The following is a 21,125-nucleotide window of genomic DNA, read 5'->3' as shown; positions in this document are numbered from 1 at the left end:
ACAAGTACAGTCACATCTATTGATGATGACTATCGAAGTGACGTCACGTCAGCGCGGTCATCACTGCCGCCTGGTAGGCCGGGCGCTGTTTCAGGCGCTGGTACCAGGCTTCGAGGTGGCGCATGGCCGGGCGCTCGATGGGCATTTCGAACCAGGCGTAGATGAAGCTGCCCAAGGGGATGTCACCCATGCCGATCTGCTCGCCAGAGAGGTAGGGCTGGGTGGCCAGGGTGGCATCGGCGATGGCCAGCAGCTCGGCGCATTGTTTGTGTGCGGCGTTGATCGCCACCCAGTCACGCTGGTCCTCGGGCGTGCGCAACAGGCCCCAGAACAGCGGGCGGAACGGGCCGGCGAAGGACGAGGTGGTCCAGTCCATCCACTTGTCCGCCAGGGCGCGTTGACGCGGGTCGTCGAGGTACCAGCCTTGTTCGGCACCGTATTCGGCGCACAGGTAGCGGACGATGGTATTGGACTCCCACAGCACCCACTCGCCGTCTTCGAGCATGGGCACCAGGCCGTTGGGGTTGCGGGCGCGGTAATGCGGCTCGTTGACCACGCCGAAGGCACCGCCGGCATCGATGGACTCGAAGTCCAGGCCCAGTTCGTGGGCGATCCACAACGCCTTGCGCACATTGCTTGAGTTCTTGCGGCCCCAGATCTTCAGCATGGCAACGTCCTTATGAATGCGGAGGTGAGACAGTCTACTCCAAGTGTCAGCAGGGTTTGGGGCGCCTGTCGATAGTCTCGTGGTGTTTTTGAGATCGAGCGCCGCCCGCGCGGCGCGTCGCGGGCTTTCGCCCGCTCCCACAGTTGCCTTGCCCATTCCCACACTTGCTTCGGCCGATGCAGTCCTGTGGAGATACCTCTGTCTGGCTTGGTGCATGCCTCAAGCCAGACGAAGCGCCAGCAGCGCATCGCGGGCTTTCGCCCGCTCCCACAGTTGCCTTGCCCATTCCCACACTTGTTTCGGCCGATGCAGTCCTGTGGAGATACCTCTGTCTGCCTTGGTGCATGCCTCAAGCCAGGCGAAGCGCCAGCAGCGCCCACGCTGAAACCGAGTCCTCCCAACAAGGCGGACCAGGCAATGCCACAGGGGAAACTGGCCCGAAACAAATGTGGGAGTGGGCGAAAGCCCGCGATGCGCCGCGCGGGCGGCGCTCGGTCTCTCAGGCGCTACAACCCTCCCGGCAAGCCCATGGCAACCCTTTCACCAATCCATCACCGGGCAAGCCCGCAATCCCCCCCATCGAACGCCCACCGCCCCCAGCGGTCAGTCATCAAGGCAGGCCGTTCAGCGCAGCGCGTCTAAGCTCAGTAGGTCGGCCATACGCCCCCGCTTATCCAAGGAGAATGGATTATGTTGCTGTTGTGGTTGCTGGTCCTGGTGCTTGGCGCCTTCTATCTCACGCACCGGCGCCTGCCGCCGCTGCAGATTCTCGCGGCCATGGCCGCCTTCACCTTGCTGATGGGGATCTTCAGTCACGCCCCTGGCTGGCTGCTGGCCCTGATCTGGGTGGTGATCGCCATCAAGGTCGCCTTCGTCGCCCTGCCAGAGCCCCGCCGCAAGCTGTTCACCGCCCCGGTGTTCCGCTGGTTCCAGCGCACCCTGCCGCCAATGTCGCAGACCGAGCGCGAGGCCATCGACGCCGGTACCGTGTGGTGGGATGGCCACCTGTTCAGCGGTCGCCCGGATTGGAACACCCTGCTCGACTATCCCGCGCCCAAGCTCACCGACGAAGAACAAGCGTTCATCGACGGCCCCACCGAACAACTGTGCGCCATGGTCAGCGACTGGCAGATCGGCCAGGACCTTGACCTGCCGCCCGAGGCCTGGACGTTCATCAAGCAGCACGGCTTCTTCGCTCTGATCATCCCCAAGGAATACGGGGGCAAGGGCTTCTCGGCCTACGCCCATTCCCAGGTGGCGATGAAACTCGCCACCCGCAGCGGCGACCTGGCCTCCACGGTGATGGTGCCCAACTCCCTGGGCCCGGCCGAATTGCTGCTGCACTACGGCACTGACGAGCAACGCAACCACTACTTGCCCCGCCTGGCCCGCGGCGAGGAGATCCCCTGCTTCGCCCTCACCGGCCCCCTGGCCGGCTCCGATGCCGGCGCCATGCCCGATACCGGAGTCATCTGCAAGGGCCAGTGGCAGGGCGAGGAAGTCATCGGCCTGCGCCTGAACTGGGAAAAGCGCTACATCACCCTCGGCCCGGTCGCCACCCTGCTGGGCCTGGCCTTCAAGGCCTACGACCCGGACCACTTGCTCGGCGAAGAAGAGGAACTGGGCATCAGCCTCGCACTGATCCCCACCGATACGCCGGGCGTGGAAATCGGCAAGCGCCACCTGCCGCTGGGCGCGGCGTTCATGAACGGGCCCAACTGGGGCAAGGACGTGTTCGTGCCGCTGGACTTGCTCATTGGCGGCCAACCCATGCTGGGCAAAGGCTGGATGATGCTGATGAACTGCCTGTCGGTGGGCCGCTCGATCTCGCTGCCGGCAGTGGGCACGGGCGCGGCCAAGTACACCAGCCTGGTCACCGGCCAGTACGCACGCATCCGTGAACAGTTCAACGTGCCGCTGGCGGCCTTCGAGGGTATCCAGGAGTCGCTGGCGCGTATCGGCGGCAATGCCTGGCTGATGGACAGCGCCCGCCTGCTCACCGCCAACGCGGTGGACCTGGGCGAGAAGCCCTCGGTACTGTCGGCAATCCTCAAGTACCACCTCACCGAGCGCGGTCGCGAATGTATCCAGCACGCCATGGACGTGCACGGCGGCAAAGGCATCATCATGGGCCCGAACAACTACCTGGGCCGCAACTGGCAGGGAGCGCCGATCTTCATCACCGTCGAGGGCGCCAATATCCTCTCGCGCAACCTGATGATCTTTGGCCAGGGCGCGATCCGCTGCCATCCGTTCGTGCTCCAGGAAATGGCCCTGGCCGGTCGCGAAGACCATGACCAGGCGCTGGTGGAGTTCGACGAGCTGCTGATGAAGCACATCCTGTTCGCCGCCGGCAACGCCGCCAGCACCCTGGTACTGGGACTGGGCCTCGGGCATTTCGAGAAAGTCCCGGGCGATGCCTTGAGCCAGAGCTACTTCCGCGCTCTCAACCGGCAAGCGGCGGCCTTCGCCCTGCTGGCCGACCTGTCGATGATGCTGCTCGGTGGCGCTCTCAAGCGCCGCGAACGCCTCAGTGCCCGGTTGGGCGATGTGCTCAGCTACCTGTACCTGTCCAGCGCCGCACTGAAGCGCTACCACGACCTCGGCTCGCCGGAACACCTGCGCCCACTGTTGCGCTGGGCCCTGGAGGAAAGCCTGGGCCAGGCAGAGAAAGCCCTCGACGCATTGCTCGACAACTTCCCCAACCGTTTCATTGGCTGCGCCCTGCGCGTGCTGGTGTTCCCCTTCGGCCGCCGCCACACCGGCCCGAGCGACGCACTGGATGCCGAAGTGGCCGAGCTGATCGGCCGGCGCCAGGGTGACCCGGCGCTGGAAGAGTTGCTCACCGGCTGCTTCCGGCCACAGACCGAGGGCGACCCGGTGGCGGCGCTGCAACGGGCCAGCGACCTGCTGGACGATGTAGCCCCCCTGCACAAGGTGCTGCACCAGGCGGTCAAGGAAGGCAAGGTGCGGGCAGCACCTGGACAATCGCCGATCGACGCGGCCGTGGCGGCCGGCGTGCTGCCGGCAGAGGAAGGTCAACGCCTGCATGCCGCCGAGCGGGCGCGCCGGGCGGTAATCGACGTGGATGCGTTTGACAAGACGCAACTGGCAGCGGTGCAAGGTCTCGTACGCTGATGATCGCGGGGCAAGCCCGCTCCCTCCAGGCATCTGCGTCTCGACCTGTGGGAACGGGCCAGCCCCGCGACAAGGCCCAAACAGACAACCCGCTGTCGCCAGGCAACTACGCCGCGACTCGTGGGGGCGGGCTTGCCCCGCGACAAGGTTGACACCGCCCCGCTGCCAGCCTGTGCAAAACCGGCGTATACTCCGCCCCCGTTTCAATCACCGAGGAGCGCCGCCATGGCCACCCCCCACCTGGAGTACCACCTGCAACTGCTCCACCACCTGCGCACCATCCTGGTCGCGCTGGGTGAAGCCGAACAGGTCCCGGAGGAAAGCCACGCCCTGTTCCTCGAGCGTTTCGACGAACTGCTCACCCTGCTGCCCCAGGACCCACTGGAAAGCCAGTATCTGGGCCAGGACCTGATCTGTCAGGTGATCCAGCGCTACCCGCAGATCGCCCACCTGGTACCGCGCGACCTGCTGTGGTTCTTTGCTGGCGACTGCCTGCATTTCATGCCGGATGAAGAGCTGGCCTTGTACCAGGAACTGGAAGAACGTCGTTATCTTGCTGAGCAAAAAGGTGAAACCTTCGAATGGCACCTGGAAAAGCAACGAGCCCATAGCGCAAACGGCGATTCGTCTCACTGACAATGAAAATACCCATGGCACCGCGTGGCGTGCCATGGGCATCTGGCTTATCACTGGTCGTGTTCTGCTTTTTCTTCTCAGCAGCTGAACGACAATCGCATCGTCAGTACTCTATTCTTACGCATGACAACTTGCCATCCACTTGCCCTGACCCTGCCTTATATTCCAATCTTAGCCCCGGAGCAAGAATTTCATTAACTGGCTTCGAGTGCGCAGTACTGAGTTTTATGGGCTCAGTAGTTGTTGGACTTTGCATTGTACGCACCTTGATGATGAAGTTACCAGTGGAGGAACAGTTGGAATTGTCGTAAAAAGTGACGAGCACCGCGGACGGCACACCGTCAATTTTAAAATAATAGGCCTCATCATTTGGTAATGATGTACAGGTCTTGCCGCTGCCAAACCTGTACACCTCATTCACTCCTGCTATAGGCTGGAGCGAGCAAGATCTCTCTTGCTGTTTATCGTAAATCACGATATTCCCGACGTTTGACTCCTGACGACTGGCGGACTCTTCGTGCGGAAGCTGGGTACCTGCAGCAGCTGCCAGCGACGTACCCAACAATATTACTACACTGCATGCGATATACTTCATCATCCTCACTCCTGCCCTTGCTAAAGTGTAATCTCAGCCAACGGCCCTGCCGGCGAAGTACTGATACGCGTTCCACCATTGTCGGTCTTGAGCGCGGTCAATTCGTCGCCAAGGTAGAAGCGCTGTTCTTCATCCGTGCCCATCAGAATATTTTGCGGATTATAGAAGTATGAAGCAACAATCTTGCTATTCTCACTCACGGACAACAGCTGATTAAGCGCATTGTACCTGAGCACACGGCCCTGCTCATCGTTAGTCAGGTTGCCATTATCGTCATACCCGAGAACAATTTCTTTCGGGTAGCCGTTCAATGTGCGCACCATCGGGTCCGTGGCTTTATTGGTGATCCTGCTCAACTGCGCCGGATCCTTGCCTTCGAAGTGGTGGGTCGCGGTATTCGAGCCACCGACAAATGTAGTTACCACCTCAATGATATTATTCAAGGCATCGAAGAAGAACTGTTGCCAAGTAATGTAGTTGCCATAAGGGTCTTGTGGCTGGTAGGGATCCTTGTCAAGCCCACGACCAGTGAAGGTGTATTTTCTCAAGCGTTGGCGCTCGTCGTACTCATACTTTTCGACCCGCAGATCTACCTGCCCCTCGGACAACGTGCGCATTAGCAAGGCGTCCACGTCGTCGTATTCCTGTTCAAGCGTCTGTACCAGCGACCCTGCCGTAAACTTGCGCCCGGTCTCGCGATCGAACTCGTCCCATGTCAATTCCGTGGCCAGTGACTGGCCAGCCTCTCGGCCATAGGTGGTATACGATTTGAGTTGTCCAAGCTCGTAATAAGTAAAGTCGGTTTCCAGCAATACCTTGCCGGTCTTGTCAGTCAGCGTGGTCTTTTGCAACTGCCCGGTAGGGTAGTAGTCGTTAGTCTGGATCTGTCCCAGGACATCGGTATAGCTGAGCAGGCGGCCTCGGTGGCTGTAAACATAATGCTGGACTTGTGGCTCACCGATCGGCGGCGCTTGTTCATCGCCACTTTCGTGCTGAGTCCAGGTCTCACTTTTGATCTGGCCGGTCTGGTAATACTCACGTTTGAGTTTCTGCCACGGACGCCCACTTTCGGCAGGCATGGTCCAGCCGTTCAGACGCGCATTCTTCTTGTCGTAGTCGTAGACCACTGCAAGCCCATCAGCACCCATCAAGCGCGATTCGGGGCTCTCGTTGAGCTTGAGCTCATAGGTATAGTGAATCTTGCCTTCGGGCGTCGTCACGGTCTTGGGTTTGCGTACTCCCGCATCATAGGTGAGCGTCTGCTCTCTCCCTCCGGTATTGGAAAGCGTCATCCTGCCCAAACCATCGAAACCCTGGATACCCAGCACCTTCACCTCGGCCCCTGCGGATTCCTGGACGGCGATACTGACACACCTGCTGCATGCCGGGGATCTGCCACTGGGCCAGCAGCAAGCAGGCGACCCCGCCACAACTAGAATGTTCAGTTGCACCGCCAGTGGCAGCGTGATCGCCGACAGCCCGGAGCCCACTGCCGGATACAGCGCCTACGGCCAGCGTTTCGGCGCCTTGGCCAGCCTGCTGGGCTTCAACGGCGAGTACCTTGACCCCAAAAGCGGCTGGTATCTGCTAGGCCGTGGCCACCGCGCCTACAACCCCGCACTGATGCGCTTCCAGGCCCCGGATACCCTAAGCCCATTCGACGAAGGTGACATCAATCGCTATGCCTATTGCCAAGGCAACCCCATCACCTTCACCGATCCGACGGGGCGGGCTTCCCGCGGCATCGCGGAAAAAGGGGAACGAGGCCTCGCTCAGCGAGGAGAAAGGGGCGTGGAGCTTACACCCGAGCAACTGTGGCTCATAGCCAACCGACCTAGCCTCGATTGGGTTGGCATCATGATGGAGTCCATCAACCTGGTGTTGTCCTACGCGGTAGCAGCCATCATGGTCGTTTCAGCCATCTTCACGGCAGGAGTTACCGCGCCCATGGCGGCTATGGCCGTCGCCAACGCGGCCCTGCAAACGGTCTCGTTTGTCGGGTCATTGGTTTACCAAACCTCGGGCTATACAAATGAAGCGGCGATGGAGGTTACGAAGTATGCGAACTATGTCGGGACCCCGCTCTCGATCATCGATATAGCATTGAGCGTCAAAGGGCCCAAAGCGAATACTTCTCCTACGCCACCCAATGTAACAAACCCCGCTATTCAAGACCGGACACCCAGAACATCGGTTTCGAGCAATATTAACGACGGGGCGAATTCCCCCAATGACATTCGCAGAGGCAGCGCTGGCGAATAACGCAAAAAAAAACGCCACTTCTAACGAAGTGGCGTTTTCGATTTGGAGCGGGAAACGAGACTCGAACTCGCGACCCCGACCTTGGCAAGGTCGTGCTCTACCAACTGAGCTATTCCCGCAGGGTGAAGCTTTACCGCATTTGTCATGAAGTGCCTTGAAGACCTTCATCACCTGCACCGCTATGAACGATGCCTTGAAACTGGAGCGGGAAACGAGACTCGAACTCGCGACCCCGACCTTGGCAAGGTCGTGCTCTACCAACTGAGCTATTCCCGCAATATGGCGTCCCCTAGGGGACTCGAACCCCTGTTACCGCCGTGAAAGGGCGGTGTCCTAGGCCACTAGACGAAGGGGACAAACCCAACGCTTTTCAGCGCACCAGATCATGAACCTCACAATTCAGCCTGGATTTTCTTTTCCCGCCCTGCCGAAAAGCAGTGCCGGAGAAACTGGAGCGGGAAACGAGACTCGAACTCGCGACCCCGACCTTGGCAAGGTCGTGCTCTACCAACTGAGCTATTCCCGCAATGTGGCGTCCCCTAGGGGACTCGAACCCCTGTTACCGCCGTGAAAGGGCGGTGTCCTAGGCCACTAGACGAAGGGGACACGCTGCTAGCATCGCCTATTGAACAATGCTCGCTTTCACTCCCTGCCGCGTTTCGCTGTGTGCTTTACGCTGCAAGTGGCGCGCATTCTATGGATGCCTCGCGAGGTCGTCAACCCCTTTGTAGAAATTTATTTAAATCAATGACTTCCCGTCGTCACTGGGGGTGGTGCAGGATGTGTCCGGGGATTGGCGTTGATTTTCTGACATAGCCTCGGCAAGCTCATAGCCATGTGCCATCAACTGTAGATATGCGCAGCACGGCCGACATAGAAGCAAGGTTGCCACGCGCACCCCGGAGGATCACCGCTCCTGCAGACAGACTCTAGGAGCGGGCTGGTTCCGCCGGGCTGCACTGTTCGCTCCCGGGCGAACTCACTACACTCTTTTATCAGATGCAAAACTTCTTCATGAGGCGTTAACGGTGACACCACTTCTGATCACCCTGCTTATCGTTGCGGGCATCGCGCTGCTGATCGTGATCGGCTATCTCAACAACGTGGTCGAGAACAGCAAGCTCGAACGCGCACGCCTGAAGGTCGAGCTGGCCGACCGCCTGCGCCGCTGCGGCGAGATCACCGAAACCTTCCCCGGCCAGTTCATGACCCCGGCGCTCAAGCTGCTGCTGACCCGCCTGGAGCTGAACCTCAACCAGCGCCAACTGGCCCTGGACAAGCACAGCAGCGAACTGAAAGCACGCATCGCCGAACTCGAAGGCCTGATCGGCCAGGCCGAGCGGATCCCGGTCAGCAATCCCCCCTCGCCCATCCATACCGAAGCCAAGGCCAAGGATGTACGTTTCCTGCTGGAGCTGCTGCACAGCCAGATCGTGCGGGCCACCCAGGAAGGTTTCCTGGCCAGCAACGAAGGCAAGTACTGGGTCAAGGAAATCCGCCACATCCTGGTACTGCTGCACATCGAGTTCTTCAACAACCTGGGGCAACAGGCGCTGCAGCAAGGTCAGCCGGGGCAGGCACGCCTGGCCTTCGAGCGCGGCGTCCAGTACCTGCGCAAGCAGCCGGAGCCCAAGCAGTACGAAGAACAGCTCACCTACCTGGAGAAACTGCTGGCCCGCGCCAATGCCCAGGTACTGGACCAGATGGAGCCGGCGGCGGACGACCAGAACGAACTGACCCAGGGACTCAAGACCGACGAAGACGAGACCTGGAAGAAGAAGGTGATCTACGACTGATCAGTCGCCTGACAGATCCCGGGGCCGCTTCCGACACAAGGCCGCCCCTGCAGGAGTGCGTATTCCAGCCGGAAAAGACGCGAGAAGCGGCCCCGGCGCCAGATGAAGAAAGGGGCCTTTGCAGGCCCCTTCTTCATTTCAGCAATCGCTCAACTCGAGGAAGATCGCCGCCAGGCGCTCCAGCCCGGCCTGGTCGGCCTCGCTGAAGCGCGCCAGCTTCGGGCTGTCGAGGTCGAGCACGCCGATCAGCCGACCGGCCTTCACCAGTGGAATCACCAGCTCACTGTTGGACGCGCTGTCACAAGCGATATGTCCAGGGAACGCATGCACATCCTCGATTCGCTGGGTCTGTCGGGTTGCCGCAGCAGCACCGCAGACACCTCGACCGAAGGGAATGCGCACACAAGCCACCTGGCCCTGGAACGGGCCCAGTACCAGCTCCTCGTCACGGTTGAGGTAGAACCCCGCCCAGTTCAAGTCGTCCACCTGGTTGAACAGGAAAGCCGAGAACTGCGCGGCATTGGCGATGAAGTCGCGCTCGTCGGCGAACAGCGCCTGCACTTGCGCGGCCAGCAGGTCGTAGCCGTCGAGGCCCCGACCACTGGCGTTGAGGTCGATCATTTATTTCTGCTCCAGCAATTGCAGCCCGACCCAGTAGCGGGCGAACTGATAGGCACAACGGCCATTTCGATTGCCGCGGCCGGTAGCCCAGCGCACGGCGAGGATGTCGAGCGCTTCGTCACGCTGCCAGTCGAGCCCGGCCGGGCGCGCCAGCTGGCCGATCCAGTGCTCGACCACGTTGAGGAAATGCTCCTGGGAGAACGGGTAGAACGACAGCCACAGACCGAAGCGATCGGACAAGGCGATCTTGTCCTCCACTGCTTCGTTGGGATGCAACTCGCCATCGACCATCTTCCAGTTCTCGTTGTCGCTCTGCTTCTCCGGCACCAGGTGGCGGCGGTTGGAAGTGGCATACAGCAACACGTTGTCCGGCGCCTGTTCCAGCGAGCCGTCGAGCACGCTCTTGAGCACCCGGTAGTCGCCCTCCCCGGCCTCGAACGACAGGTCGTCGCAGAACAGGATGAAACGCTGCTCGAGCCTCTGCAGTTGCTCGACCACCCGTGGCAGGTCGGCCAGGTGGTCGCGCTCGATCTCGATCAGGCGCAGGCCCTGGCCGGCGTGTTCGGCCAGCAGGGCGCGCACCAGCGACGACTTGCCGGTGCCGCGCGAACCCCATAACAGGGCGTGGTTGGCGGGCATGCCGTTGATGAACTGATGGGTATTGCGGCCCAGTTGCTCGCGCTGCTGATCGACACCGATCAGGTCGGACAGGCGAATGTCGAGGCTGATCTCCAACGGCATCAGGTAGCCGCTACGGCCATCACGCTGCCAGCGCGCGGCAAGGGTGTGGGCCCAGTCGATGTCCGGGCGCGGGGCCGGCAGCAGGGGTTCGAGGCGGGCGAGCACCGATTCGGCGCGTTCGAGAAAAGCAGTAAGGCGGGCGTCCATGATGGGCTCCTATGGATTTCAGTTATCCAGGGCATTGGAGGCGCCATCGCGGGCTTGCCCGGCGATGGGCCATAGGCCCCGTTTGCAGCGATCAACTGAAATGAACAGACAGACCCGCCAGCAGCCAGGGCTGATCGGCTATGCTTGCGCAGCGCACGGAGCAAGTAACCGGCTTGGGACCCATGGATATCAAGTTCACCAATCGCCTGTCATACAAGCAAGCCCGGTTGACAGTCCTGGTCGGCTTCATCCTGGGAACATTGCTCAGTCTCATCCAGATCGGCATCGATTATGCCAGCGAAGACGCATCCATCAACCGTGAAATTCAGGCACTGCTGAAGATAAGCCACGACACTGCGTCACGCATCGCCTACAACATCGACACGGAACTGGCCCAGGAGCTCACCGGCGGCCTGCTCAAGTCACCCGCCCTGATCCGCGCACGGCTGATCGACAACAACGACACGGTACTCGCCGACGTCCAGCGCCCGCGCCAGGAGAGCCGCTACCGGCCACTGTCGGACTTCCTGTTCGGCGAGCAACGCCAGTTCCAGGACCGCCTGTTCCTCGCCCACATGCCCCAGGAATACCTCGGCACCCTGTACCTGGATGTCGACACCTATGCCTTCGGCGGGCGTTTCCTCGACCGCGCCGGGGTCACCCTGGTCAATGGCTTCGCCCGCAGCCTGGTGCTCACCTGCATCCTTTTGGCGTTGTTCTACCTGATGCTGACCAAGCCGCTGGTCACGGTGATCGGCGCACTGAGCGGCAACGACGCGCGTACCCCGCGGCAGACCCGGGTGGACTGCCCCAAGGGCCACGAGAACGACGAGATCGGCGTGCTGGTGCGAGTCGCCAACCAGCAGTTCGTCAGCATGGCCACCGAGATCCAGCAGCGGCGCACCGCCGAGAACCGCCTGACCCAGTACCTCAACGAGCTGGAAGACATCGTCTCGGCCCGCACCGACGAACTCAAGGCCAGCAACAGCCGCCTGAGCCAGTCCAACCAGGAACTCGACGAGGCCCGGCAGCGCGCCCTGGACATGGCCCAGGCCCGCGCGGCGTTCCTGGCCAACATGAGCCACGAGATCCGCACCCCGCTCAACGGCATGCTCGGCATGATCGCCCTGGCCCTGGACAGCGGCCTGGCCCCTGAACAGCGCCAGCAGCTGTCCATCGCCCACGATTCGGGCAAAGTGCTGGTCGAGCTGCTCAACGATATCCTCGACCTGTCCAAATTCGACGCCGGGCAGCTGGAGCTCGAACGTATCCCGTTCGACCTCGGGGCGATGGTCGAGGACACCGCCAACCTGCTGTCACAGAATGCCGCGCCGAGCGTCGAGCTGACCTGCCTGATCGCCCCCGACTTCCCCAGCACGGTGCTGGGCGACCCGACCCGGGTTCGCCAGATCGTCAGCAACCTGCTGTCCAATGCCCTCAAGTTCACCCGTTTCGGCCGCGTCGACATGCGCCTGAGCAGCATTGTCGGCGGCGTGCGCCTGGAAGTCAGCGACACCGGCATCGGCATCCCCGAGGAAGCCCAGGCGCGGATCTTCCAGCCGTTCACCCAGGCCGGCGCCGGCATCACCCGCCAATACGGCGGTACCGGCCTGGGCCTGGCGCTCACCCGCAACCTGTGCAAAGCCATGCAAGGCCACCTGAACATCCAGTCCCAACCGGGCTTCGGCAGCCGCTTCAGCGCCGACCTGCCGCTGCCCGCCCATACCGAGGCGATCCCGCCGGCGCCGCTGAGCGGGCATATCGTAGCCCTGGGCAACGCCAGCAGCGGCCTGGCCGAACTGCTGCAAGGCCTGCTGCCGCGCTGGGGGCTGGACTACACGCACTTCGCCACGGCGGCCGAGCTGGCCGGACAGTCGGTGGACCTGCTGATCACCGACGACCTCGATCACGTGCTCGACCTGCGCCCGACGGTACAGGCGCCGATCCTGCTGGTGACCGCCTATGGCAGCTTCCTGCCCGGCGAACAGGCCGAGCAACTGGCGCCGCTGCAGCAACTGGCCCGGCCACTGGCGCGCAACGCCCTGTACCAGACCCTGCGTCGCACCCTTCAGGGCGAACCCAGCGCGCCTCTGCCCCACGAGGTCCCGCCATCCCAGGAACGCCGTGCACGCATCCTGCTGGTGGAAGACAACCCGGTGAACCAGTTGGTGGCCAAGGGCATGCTGGCCAAGCTCGGCTGCCAGGTGCAGGTCGCCGCCCAAGGCGCCGAGGCGTTGGAGATGCTGGAGGAAGGCGAGTTCGACCTGGTGCTGATGGACTGCAACATGCCGGTGATGGACGGCTACGAGGCCAGCCGGCGCATGCGCCAGAGCGGACGCTGGCCGGACCTGCCGATCGTCGCCCTGACCGCCAACGCCATGCCCGAGGAGCGCGAGCGTTGCCGCGCCGCGGGCATGAACGACTACCTGGCCAAGCCGTTTCGCCGCGAAGAGCTGCTGGCGCTGATCGACCACTGGGTGCCGGTCAGCGGCTGAGCAGCGCCTCGATGGAAGCCTTGAGCTGATCGGGCTTGGTGGTCGGGGCGAAGCGCCTGACCCTGCCCGTGGCCGGGTCGAGCAAGAACTTGGTGAAGTTCCACTTGATCTTCTGCGTACCGAGCACGCCAGGCGCACGTCGCTTGAGCTCGACGAACAGCGGGTGGGCGGCGCCACCGTTGACATCGACCTTGGCGAACAGCGGGAAGCTCACGCCAAAATTGAGTTCGCAGAACTGCGCGATCTCGCTGGCATCGCCCGGCTCCTGCTTGCCGAACTGGTTGCAGGGAAAGCCCAGTACCACCAGGCCCTGCTCGCGGTACGCCTGCCACAGGCGCTCCAGGCCCTTGTACTGGGGGGTGAAGCCGCACTGGCTGGCGGTATTGACCACCAGCAGTGCCTTGCCGGGGAAATCGCCGAGCACCTTGTGCTCGCCAGCGAGGGTGACGCAGGGAATATCCAGCAATGCATCGGCCATCGTCGCGCTCCGTCAGTCGCGGGGTTTGAAATCCAGGCACACCGAGTTGATGCAGTAGCGCAGCCCGGTCGGCGGCGGACCGTCGGGGAACACGTGGCCCAGGTGGGCATCGCATTGCGCGCAGGTGACTTCGGTACGGATCATGCCGTGGGAAGTGTCGCGGATCTCGATCATCGCGGCGGCCTCGATCGGCTCATAGAAGCTCGGCCAGCCACAGCCGGAATCGAACTTGGCCTTGGCGTCGAACAGCGCCAGGTCACAGCAGACGCAGTGGTAGATACCTTCACGGCGCTCGCTGTTGTACTTGCCGCTGAACGGCCGCTCGGTGCCCTTCAGGCGGCACACCTGATACTGGGCGGGGTCGAGCATCGCGCGCCACTCGTCCAGTGTCTTGTCGATCTTTTGCATAGGGGACCTCGGCAGGCTGAATTTCACCCCGCGCCGTCTTTTCCCTGGCGCGGGTGGCACGTATATTAGTTGGCTTCGTGTGCCAGGCGCCAAGTCTGGCACCCGCGCCCCGCCCTTTCAAACCTTTCGACGGCGGCGCGCCGCGCATTCTCAATCGGGATCTCATCATGCAGTTCAGCAAATCGAACAAGCTCGCCAATGTCTGCTACGACATTCGCGGCCCAGTGCTCAAGCACGCCAAACGCCTGGAAGAGGAAGGCCACCGCATCCTCAAGCTGAACATCGGCAATCCGGCGCCGTTTGGTTTCGAAGCGCCGGACGAGATCCTCCAGGACGTCATCCGCAACCTGCCGACCGCCCAGGGCTACAGCGACTCCAAAGGCCTGTTCAGCGCACGCAAGGCCGTGATGCAGTACTGCCAGCAGAAGGAAATCGAAGGCGTCACCATCGAGGACATCTACCTGGGCAACGGTGTGTCCGAGCTGATCGTCATGTCGATGCAGGCGCTGCTCAACAATGGCGACGAAGTGCTGATCCCGGCGCCCGACTACCCGCTGTGGACCGCCGCAGTGAGCCTGGCCGGCGGCAAGCCGGTGCACTACCTGTGCGACGAGCAGGCCGACTGGTTCCCCGACCTCGAGGACATCAAGGCCAAGATCACCCCGAACACCAAGGCCCTGGTGATCATCAACCCGAACAACCCGACCGGCGCGGTGTACTCGAAAGAGCTGCTGCTGGGCATGCTGGAACTGGCGCGCCAGCACAACCTGGTGGTGTTCTCCGACGAGATCTACGACAAGATCCTCTACGACGAAGCCGTGCACATCAGCACCGCCTCGCTGGCCCCGGACCTGCTGTGCCTGACCTTCAACGGCCTGTCCAAGTCGTACCGCGTGGCCGGCTTCCGCTCCGGCTGGCTGATCATCTCCGGGCCCAAGCACCACGCGACGAGCTACATCGAAGGCATCGACATGCTGGCCAACATGCGCCTGTGCGCCAACGTGCCGGCCCAGCATGCGATCCAGACCGCCCTGGGCGGTTACCAGAGCATCAACGACCTGGTGCTGCCGCCAGGCCGTCTGCTGGAGCAGCGCAACCGCACCTACGAACTGCTCAACGACATCCCCGGGGTCAGCTGCGTCAAGCCGATGGGCGCGCTGTACGCGTTCCCGCGCATCGACCCGAAGGTGTGCCCGATCTTCAACGACGAAAAATTCGCCCTCGACCTGCTGCTGTCGGAAAAGCTGCTGATCGTCCAGGGCACCGCGTTCAACTGGCCATGGCCGGACCACTTCCGCGTGGTGACGCTGCCACGAGTGGATGACCTGGAGCAAGCCATCGGGCGCATCGGCAATTTCCTGCGTACCTACTCGCAATAATACGATCGGCCTTGCGTCACAGGAGGGCTGCACAGCAGCCCTTTCGCGGCACAAGGCCGCTCCTGTCGGCAAGATTTCTTCTTACATCCTGCAACGCTCTGTCTCACGGCCTTTGCAGCATCCTCTGCCATACTCCGCTGTACACAGTTTGAAATAGTCGCCCGGTTGAATCCGCGTGACCGCCCCCTTATATACCCCCGCAGTACGCACCAATTTCATCCGTCAGGAGAACGTGACAACCATGATGCGCATTCTGTTGTTTGTAGCCACCAACCTCGCGGTGGTGCTGGTTGCAAGCATTACCCTGAGCCTGTTCGGCTTCAACGGGTTCATGGCCGCCAACGGGGTGGACCTGAACCTCACCCAGCTGCTGGTCTTCTGCGCCGTGTTCGGTTTCGCCGGTTCCCTGGTCTCGCTGTTCATCTCCAAGTGGATGGCGAAGATGACCACCGGCACCCAGATCATCAGCCAACCCCGCACCCGCCACGAGCAGTGGCTGCTGCAGACCGTCGAGGAGCTGTCCCGCGAAGCCGGTATCAAGATGCCGGAAGTGGGCATCTTCCCGGCCTACGAGGCCAACGCCTTCGCCACCGGCTGGAACCGCAACGACGCGCTGGTGGCCGTGTCCCAGGGCCTGCTGGAGCGCTTCTCGCCGGACGAAGTGCGCGCGGTGCTGGCCCACGAGATCGGCCACGTGGCCAACGGCGACATGGTCACCATGGCCCTGGTGCAGGGCGTGGTGAACACCTTCGTGATGTTCTTCGCCCGCATCATCGGCAACTTCGTCGACCGGGTGATCTTCAAGAACGAAGAAGGCCACGGCATTGCCTACTTCGTCGCGACCATCGTCGCCGAACTGGTCCTGGGCATCCTCGCCAGCATCATCGTCATGTGGTACTCGCGTCGCCGCGAGTTCCGCGCCGACGAAGCCGGCGCCCACCTGGCCGGTACCGGCGCGATGATCGGCGCCCTGCAGCGCCTGCGCTCGGAACAGGGCCTGCCGGTGCACATGCCCGACACCCTGAAGGCGTTCGGCATCAATGGCGGCCTCAAGCACGGCCTGGCCGGCCTGCTGATGAGCCACCCGCCGCTGGAAGACCGCATCGACGCGCTGCGTCGCCGCGGTTGATCCACGGCTGAAAAAAAGGGCGACTACGGTCGCCCTTTTTATTTGTTCTACCTGTTGTGCAGGAGCGGCCTTGTGTCGCCCCTGCACAAGACAAACGCCAGCTCAGCGGCGCAGCTGGTAAACCCGCTCCACCAGGCTGGCCACGCCGACCTTCAGAAACTTCGGACTCTCGTCCAGAATCGCCCGCGCCTCGACCTCGTCGACCCGCCATCCGGCAAACCCTGCCTGCACTTCGGCATCGAGCACCGAGAACGGCGGACCGTCGATCAACGACTGGTCGTAGTCCAACGTCACCAGCAAACCCTTGCAAACCGGTAGCCATTTGCCAAGCAGCGCCAGGTAGCGTTCGCGCATGTCCGGCGGCAGGGCAATCAGTGCCGCCCGGTCGTACAACCCGGTGCAATCGGCCAGGTTCTCAGCGCGCAGTTCGAAGATGTCCCCGCACCACAGTTCCACCTCATCGGCACGCCACACCTCGAAAGCGCCTTGCTGGGTGATCTGTGGCACCAGGCCATGCTCGGCGAAGAACTCTTCCACCGCCCGTCGCGACAGCTCAACCCCAAGCACCCGATACCCTTGGGCGGCCAACCAGGCGAGGTCAAGGCTCTTGCCGCACAGCGGTACCAGCACCCGCGCGCCCGGAGCCAGCCCCAACGTCGGCCAGTGCGCCTGCAGGTACGGGTTCACCTGGGGTTGGTGGAAGCCGATCTGGTTGTCCGCCCACCGCTTGTGCCAGAACGCTGGCTCCATGATTCCTCCAATTCTTCGATATATAGGCCTGAAAACTTATATTGGATCTCGATCGTTGCCTGATCGAAGATGAACGCATCTTACCCGCCAGGACCTCGCCATGCTGCCCAGCCTGTTCATTTCCCATGGATCCCCGATGCTCGCCCTGCAACCCGGTGCCAGTGGCCCGGCCCTGGCCGGGCTGGCTCGCGCCCTGCCCCGTCCGAAGGCGATCGTGGTGGTGTCGGCACACTGGGAAAGCCGCGAACTGTTGGTGACAGGCAATGCGCAGCCGCGGACCTGGCACGACTTCGGTGGCTTCCCGCCGGCGCTGTACGCCGTGCAGTACCCCGCGCCGGGCGAGCCCGGCCTGGCCAGGCGGATTGCCGGGCTGCTGGGTGCGCAGTTGGATGAACAGCGCCCCTTCGACCATGGCGCCTGGGTGCCGTTGTCGTTGATGTACCCGGCAGCAGACATCCCGGTGGTCCAGGTATCGCTGCCCAGCCAGTCAGGCCCGGCCCTGCAACTCGAAGTCGGCGCGGCACTGGCCACGCTGCGCCAGGAAGGGATACTGCTGATTGGTTCAGGCAGCATCACGCACAACCTCGGCGAACTGGACTGGCATGCCGGAGCGGATTCGATCGAGCCTTGGGCACTGGCGTTTCGCGACTGGGTGGTGGAACGCCTGCAAGCGGATGACCGGGCCGCGTTGCTGGACTATCGGCAGCAGGCACCGTACGCGGTGCGCAATCACCCGAGCGATGAGCACCTGTTGCCCCTGTTCTTTGCCATGGGAGCTGGCGAGCGGATCGGGATCGTGCACCAGGGGTTTACCCTGGGGGCGCTGGGCATGGATATCTACAGGTTCGACTGAAGCATGCCGGGGGCGCGTTGCGCCCCTTCGCCACACAAGGCCGCCCCTGCAGCGATCGAGACAGGAAGGCTGGCAGGCAAAAAAAATCCCCGGCCTGGGCCGGGGATTTTTTCATTGCCGCGTAAGGATCAATCTTCGCGGTAGCGGCGCAGCTTCAGCTGCTTGCCGGCCACACGGGTGTCCTTGAGCTTGGACAGCAGACGCTCCAGGCCTTCTTCCGGCAGCTCGATCAGGCTGAAGCTGTCACGGACCTGGATACGGCCGATGGCGTCACGCGCCAGGCCACCTTCGTTGAGGATCGCGCCCAGCAGGTTCTTGGCAGCGATACCGTCACGGGCACCCAGGGCGGTACGGCAACGCACGCGACCTTCGGCCAGCGGCATCGGCGCACGACGCTCACGGTCACCGCGGTCAGGACGCTCGCCACGCTCGGTGCGCTCGCCACGCTCACGCGGGGTGTAGGTCGGCACCAGCGGCTGCTCGCGCTCGACGGTGGCCAGGTCCAGCGCCTGGCCGTTGGTGGCCTTGCGCAGCAGGGCCGCAGCCAGGGCACGCGGGGTGCAGCCCAGGTCGGCGGTCAGGCGGTCGAACAGCTCGCCGTGGCTGGCCTCGGACTCGGCTACCAGCGGCGCCAGGCTCTTGGTCAGCTTCTTGATGCGCGCATCCAGCACGGCCTGCGGGTTAGGCAGACGGGCTTCGGCAACCTTCTGCCCGGTGACACGCTCGATCACCTGCAGCATGCGGCGCTCGCGCGGGGTGACCAGCAGCAGTGCGCGACCATCGCGGCCGGCACGGCCGGTACGGCCGATACGGTGCACGTAGGACTCCGGATCGTACGGCATGTCGACGTTGAACACGTGGGTGATGCGCGGTACGTCCAGGCCACGGGCAGCGACGTCGGTAGCGACGACGATGTCCAGGCGACCGTCCTTGAGCGAGTCGATCACGCGCTCACGCTGGTTCTGGGCGATGTCGCCGTTCAGCGCAGCGGCCTTGTAGCCCTTGGCTTCCAGGGCGGCGGCCAGGTCCAGGGTGGCTTGCTTGGTACGCACGAAGGCGATCAGCGCGTCGAACTCTTCCACTTCCAGCAGGCGCAGCACGGCCGGGATCTTCTGGTCGGCGTGGACCATCAGGTGGGCCTGCTCGATCGCGGTGACGGTCTGGGTCTTGCTCTGGATCTTGACGTGCTTCGGCTCGCGCAGGTGGCGCTCGGCGATCGAACGGATCGAAGATGGCAGAGTGGCAGAGAACAGTACGGTCTGGCGCGATTCCGGAATGGCGTCGAAGATCACTTCGAGGTCATCCATGAAGCCGAGCTTGAGCATCTCGTCCGCTTCGTCGAGTACCAGGTACTGAACGGTGGACAGGACTTTCTCGTCGCGACGCAGGTGGTCGCACAGACGGCCAGGGGTAGCGACGACGATCTGCGCGCCGTTGCGAATGGCACGCAGTTGTGGGCCCATCGGGGCACCACCGTAGACAGCCACTACGTTAACGCCCGGCATCTGCTTGGCGTAGGTTTCGAAAGCGGTAGCTACTTGCAGCGCCAACTCACGGGTTGGCGCCAGGATCAGGGCTTGCGGTTCGCGCTTGCTCACGTCGATCTTGTTGAGGATCGGCAGGGCGAAGGCAGCGGTCTTGCCGGTGCCAGTCTGCGCCTGGCCGATCATGTCGTGACCGGCGAGGATGATCGGGATCGACTGTTGCTGAATGGCCGACGGCTCTTCATAGCCGGTGGCCAGGACGGCAGCAACGATGTTCGGATTAAGATCGAGAGCGGCGAATCCGCCGGTTTCCTGGGTCATGGGTCTGCCTCTAGGTGCATCCGCAAAGACCCATGCTCCAAAGCTGCACATGCCTTGAAAGACCAGAAGGTCACCCAGGCAGCTTTGGCGGCGGGGATTTGCGAAAACGATTGAAAATGAAAACGGTGTGAGAGGGTCCGCCTAGCGGACATGCAGCCGAAGCTGGATTCGGAGGATTTGCACCACCTGATTTTGAGGTCCGCTAAAAGACCGGCGCGTACTATACCCGAATTCGGTGTGAACCGTGAGAAATATTTCAGTCTTCTTGACCCGCATGCAGGTCGCATTGGATCCAGGCTGAATCGTTTCCCTTGCCCTGCATGCAATCCTTGCAGAAGCGGCGGGACCTGCGCCCCTGTCAGCTCGCCGGTCGGATTGCCTTGATCAGGTACTCCAGCGAGTACCCCAGCCTTGGCGCCAACGCCTCGGCCCGGGCGCGGACCGCGTCGATGTCCAGCATCTGCTCCAGGTCCGCCGGCACCAGCAAGATCACGTTGCCCTCCTTCACCGGCAACTCCCAGTAATGCCGGTGGTACAGACCGCGCAGCAAGGCCGCGCCCAACGGCCGGCCATCATCGCCGGCCCACTGGTTGATCACCAGCCAGCCGCCCGGATTGAGCTGTTTCTGGCAGTTCTCCAGGAACCCCCAGGCCAGGTGCCCGACCCCGGGGCCGTGGTCGGTGTACAGGTCGACGAACAGCAGGTCGGTCTTTTCCGCCGTGGGCAGCAGCTCGATGGCATCGCCCACCCGTACGTACAGCCGCGGATCGTCGTCCAGCCCCAGGTATTCCATGGCCAGGCGCGGCACATCCGGACGCAGTTCGATGGCCTCGACATCCTCCAGCGGCAGGAACTTCAGGCATGCCTGGGTCAGGGTACCGGCGCCCAGGCCGAGGAACAGCGCACTCTCGGGCTGCTCATGGCACAACGCGCCAACCAGCATCGCCCGGGTGTAGTCGTACTCAAGCCAGCTGGGATCGGCGGTGAAGGTGCAGCTTTGCTCGATGGCATCGCCGAACTCGAGGAAGCGATAATCCTCCACCTCGTACACGCTGATCACGCCAAAGGCATCTTCCACCCGCGCCAGCAGCCGCTCTTCCCGCTCCGTCGCCATCCTTACCACCCACCTGCGCAAAAACGCGCATTGTCCGCCAATGCCGTGGGTGCAACAAGCACGCCGCCAGCGTTACCATGGCCGCAACGAACGCATCGACACTATGGATAG

Annotated in this window: 18 protein-coding genes and 5 tRNA genes; 8 read left to right on the top strand and 15 right to left on the bottom strand. The window is 62.7% G+C overall.

Going from position 1 to position 21,125, the window contains the following annotated elements:
- Positions 1-43 precede the first annotated feature (43 nt).
- Positions 44-667, bottom strand: a complete 624-nt coding sequence (locus tag F3J43_RS07300) for a glutathione S-transferase (RefSeq protein ID WP_166884201.1) — start codon at positions 665-667, stop codon at positions 44-46.
- Between the two features lie 690 nt (positions 668-1,357).
- Here F3J43_RS07300 and F3J43_RS07295 point away from each other — a divergent pair.
- Both F3J43_RS07295 and F3J43_RS07290 read left to right on the top strand, forming a co-directional pair.
- Entirely contained in the window at positions 1,358-3,805 is a 2,448-nt protein-coding gene (locus tag F3J43_RS07295) for an acyl-CoA dehydrogenase (RefSeq protein WP_166884199.1), read from the top strand.
- Positions 3,806-4,030: 225 nt separating this feature from the next.
- On the top strand, positions 4,031-4,441 hold the full coding sequence (locus F3J43_RS07290; protein WP_166884197.1) for a PA2817 family protein: 411 nt from the start codon (positions 4,031-4,033) through the stop codon (positions 4,439-4,441).
- A 103-nt stretch (positions 4,442-4,544) separates the two neighbouring features.
- On the opposite strand, the gene F3J43_RS07285 is transcribed toward F3J43_RS07290, so the two are convergent.
- Both F3J43_RS07285 and F3J43_RS07280 read right to left on the bottom strand, forming a co-directional pair.
- A complete protein-coding gene (locus tag F3J43_RS07285; protein WP_166884195.1) occupies positions 4,545-5,039 on the bottom strand; it encodes a hypothetical protein in 495 nt (164 codons plus the stop codon).
- 17 nt (positions 5,040-5,056) lie between these two features.
- Positions 5,057-6,370 (bottom strand): RHS repeat domain-containing protein, encoded by a 1,314-nt coding sequence (locus tag F3J43_RS07280; RefSeq protein WP_166884193.1) that lies wholly within the window; start codon positions 6,368-6,370, stop codon positions 5,057-5,059.
- A gap of 130 nt (positions 6,371-6,500) precedes the next feature.
- On the opposite strand from F3J43_RS07280, the gene F3J43_RS24290 reads away from it, so the two are divergent.
- On the top strand, positions 6,501-7,298 hold the full coding sequence (locus F3J43_RS24290) for an RHS repeat-associated core domain-containing protein (RefSeq protein WP_353618208.1): 798 nt from the start codon (positions 6,501-6,503) through the stop codon (positions 7,296-7,298).
- Positions 7,299-7,341: 43 nt separating this feature from the next.
- On the opposite strand, the gene F3J43_RS07270 is transcribed toward F3J43_RS24290, so the two are convergent.
- The 5 genes from F3J43_RS07270 to F3J43_RS07250 form a co-directional block, all read right to left on the bottom strand.
- A tRNA-Gly gene (locus F3J43_RS07270) sits at positions 7,342-7,417 on the bottom strand.
- 81 nt (positions 7,418-7,498) lie between these two features.
- Positions 7,499-7,574: transfer RNA gene (locus F3J43_RS07265), tRNA-Gly, on the bottom strand.
- Positions 7,575-7,578: 4 nt separating this feature from the next.
- Positions 7,579-7,654 (bottom strand) — tRNA-Glu (locus F3J43_RS07260).
- Positions 7,655-7,748: 94 nt separating this feature from the next.
- A tRNA-Gly gene (locus tag F3J43_RS07255) sits at positions 7,749-7,824 on the bottom strand.
- 4 nt (positions 7,825-7,828) lie between these two features.
- A tRNA-Glu gene (locus F3J43_RS07250) sits at positions 7,829-7,904 on the bottom strand.
- A gap of 422 nt (positions 7,905-8,326) precedes the next feature.
- Between F3J43_RS07250 and F3J43_RS07245 the strand changes: the two genes are divergently transcribed.
- Positions 8,327-9,094: a hypothetical protein gene (locus F3J43_RS07245; protein ID WP_166884188.1), complete on the top strand. Its 768-nt coding sequence runs from the start codon at positions 8,327-8,329 to the stop codon at positions 9,092-9,094.
- Positions 9,095-9,232: 138 nt separating this feature from the next.
- On the opposite strand, the gene msrC is transcribed toward F3J43_RS07245, so the two are convergent.
- Positions 9,233-9,715 (bottom strand): free L-methionine (R)-S-oxide reductase MsrC, encoded by a 483-nt coding sequence (msrC, locus tag F3J43_RS07240; protein WP_166884186.1) that lies wholly within the window; start codon positions 9,713-9,715, stop codon positions 9,233-9,235.
- A complete protein-coding gene (locus F3J43_RS07235) occupies positions 9,716-10,603 on the bottom strand; it encodes an ATP-binding protein (RefSeq protein WP_166884184.1) in 888 nt (295 codons plus the stop codon). It lies immediately after the preceding gene.
- A 182-nt stretch (positions 10,604-10,785) separates the two neighbouring features.
- On the opposite strand from F3J43_RS07235, the gene F3J43_RS07230 reads away from it, so the two are divergent.
- Positions 10,786-13,098: a hybrid sensor histidine kinase/response regulator gene (locus F3J43_RS07230; RefSeq protein ID WP_286184379.1), complete on the top strand. Its 2,313-nt coding sequence runs from the start codon at positions 10,786-10,788 to the stop codon at positions 13,096-13,098.
- Here the strand turns inward: F3J43_RS07230 and F3J43_RS07225 are convergent.
- The gene (locus F3J43_RS07225) at positions 13,088-13,576 is read right to left on the bottom strand and encodes a glutathione peroxidase (RefSeq protein ID WP_166884180.1); all 489 of its coding nucleotides are present in this window, start codon (positions 13,574-13,576) and stop codon (positions 13,088-13,090) included. The two genes, F3J43_RS07230 and F3J43_RS07225, sit on opposite strands and share 11 nt — an antisense overlap.
- 12 nt (positions 13,577-13,588) lie before the next feature.
- A complete protein-coding gene (gene msrB / locus F3J43_RS07220; RefSeq protein ID WP_166884178.1) occupies positions 13,589-13,984 on the bottom strand; it encodes a peptide-methionine (R)-S-oxide reductase MsrB in 396 nt (131 codons plus the stop codon).
- Positions 13,985-14,151: 167 nt separating this feature from the next.
- Here msrB and F3J43_RS07215 point away from each other — a divergent pair, with 167 nt between their 5' ends.
- Both F3J43_RS07215 and htpX read left to right on the top strand, forming a co-directional pair.
- Positions 14,152-15,363, top strand: coding sequence for a pyridoxal phosphate-dependent aminotransferase (locus F3J43_RS07215; RefSeq protein WP_166884176.1), 1,212 nt, complete (start codon positions 14,152-14,154; stop codon positions 15,361-15,363).
- Between the two features lie 241 nt (positions 15,364-15,604).
- Entirely contained in the window at positions 15,605-16,492 is an 888-nt protein-coding gene (gene htpX / locus F3J43_RS07210; RefSeq protein WP_166884174.1) for a protease HtpX, read from the top strand.
- A gap of 102 nt (positions 16,493-16,594) precedes the next feature.
- On the opposite strand, the gene F3J43_RS07205 is transcribed toward htpX, so the two are convergent.
- Positions 16,595-17,242: a thiopurine S-methyltransferase gene (locus F3J43_RS07205; protein WP_166884172.1), complete on the bottom strand. Its 648-nt coding sequence runs from the start codon at positions 17,240-17,242 to the stop codon at positions 16,595-16,597.
- Between the two features lie 100 nt (positions 17,243-17,342).
- Between F3J43_RS07205 and F3J43_RS07200 the strand changes: the two genes are divergently transcribed.
- Positions 17,343-18,095 carry a DODA-type extradiol aromatic ring-opening family dioxygenase gene (locus F3J43_RS07200; protein ID WP_166884170.1) on the top strand — a complete coding sequence of 251 codons (753 nt, stop codon included), beginning with the start codon at positions 17,343-17,345 and terminating at the stop codon, positions 18,093-18,095.
- A gap of 128 nt (positions 18,096-18,223) precedes the next feature.
- Here F3J43_RS07200 and F3J43_RS07195 read toward each other — a convergent pair whose 3' ends face one another.
- Entirely contained in the window at positions 18,224-19,900 is a 1,677-nt protein-coding gene (locus tag F3J43_RS07195) for a DEAD/DEAH box helicase (RefSeq protein WP_166884168.1), read from the bottom strand.
- A gap of 358 nt (positions 19,901-20,258) precedes the next feature.
- Positions 20,259-21,014, bottom strand: coding sequence for a spermidine synthase (locus F3J43_RS07190; protein WP_166884167.1), 756 nt, complete (start codon positions 21,012-21,014; stop codon positions 20,259-20,261).
- Positions 21,015-21,125: the final 111 nt, after the last annotated feature.

The organism is Pantoea sp. Cy-639 (assembly GCF_011752525.1).
In the GTDB taxonomy this organism is placed as follows: Bacteria; Pseudomonadota; Gammaproteobacteria; order Pseudomonadales; family Pseudomonadaceae; genus Aquipseudomonas.
This window is presented reverse-complemented; position numbering and strand designations above follow the sequence as displayed.

What these genes read in the sequence shown, in the direction of transcription:
- F3J43_RS07300 (WP_166884201.1), bottom strand. Translation starts at nt 667, where the DNA reads ATGCTGAAGATCTGGGGCCGCAAGAACTCAAGCAATGTGCGCAAGGCG.
- F3J43_RS07295 (WP_166884199.1), top strand. Translation starts at nt 1,358, where the DNA reads ATGTTGCTGTTGTGGTTGCTGGTCCTGGTGCTTGGCGCCTTCTATCTC.
- F3J43_RS07290 (WP_166884197.1), top strand. Translation starts at nt 4,031, where the DNA reads ATGGCCACCCCCCACCTGGAGTACCACCTGCAACTGCTCCACCACCTG.
- F3J43_RS07285 (WP_166884195.1), bottom strand. Translation starts at nt 5,039, where the DNA reads ATGATGAAGTATATCGCATGCAGTGTAGTAATATTGTTGGGTACGTCG.
- msrC (WP_166884186.1), bottom strand. Translation starts at nt 9,715, where the DNA reads ATGATCGACCTCAACGCCAGTGGTCGGGGCCTCGACGGCTACGACCTG.
- F3J43_RS07235 (WP_166884184.1), bottom strand. Translation starts at nt 10,603, where the DNA reads ATGGACGCCCGCCTTACTGCTTTTCTCGAACGCGCCGAATCGGTGCTC.
- F3J43_RS07230 (WP_286184379.1), top strand. Translation starts at nt 10,786, where the DNA reads ATGGATATCAAGTTCACCAATCGCCTGTCATACAAGCAAGCCCGGTTG.
- F3J43_RS07225 (WP_166884180.1), bottom strand. Translation starts at nt 13,576, where the DNA reads ATGGCCGATGCATTGCTGGATATTCCCTGCGTCACCCTCGCTGGCGAG.
- msrB (WP_166884178.1), bottom strand. Translation starts at nt 13,984, where the DNA reads ATGCAAAAGATCGACAAGACACTGGACGAGTGGCGCGCGATGCTCGAC.
- F3J43_RS07215 (WP_166884176.1), top strand. Translation starts at nt 14,152, where the DNA reads ATGCAGTTCAGCAAATCGAACAAGCTCGCCAATGTCTGCTACGACATT.
- htpX (WP_166884174.1), top strand. Translation starts at nt 15,605, where the DNA reads ATGATGCGCATTCTGTTGTTTGTAGCCACCAACCTCGCGGTGGTGCTG.
- F3J43_RS07205 (WP_166884172.1), bottom strand. Translation starts at nt 17,242, where the DNA reads ATGGAGCCAGCGTTCTGGCACAAGCGGTGGGCGGACAACCAGATCGGC.
- F3J43_RS07200 (WP_166884170.1), top strand. Translation starts at nt 17,343, where the DNA reads ATGCTGCCCAGCCTGTTCATTTCCCATGGATCCCCGATGCTCGCCCTG.
- F3J43_RS07195 (WP_166884168.1), bottom strand. Translation starts at nt 19,900, where the DNA reads ATGACCCAGGAAACCGGCGGATTCGCCGCTCTCGATCTTAATCCGAAC.
- F3J43_RS07190 (WP_166884167.1), bottom strand. Translation starts at nt 21,014, where the DNA reads ATGGCGACGGAGCGGGAAGAGCGGCTGCTGGCGCGGGTGGAAGATGCC.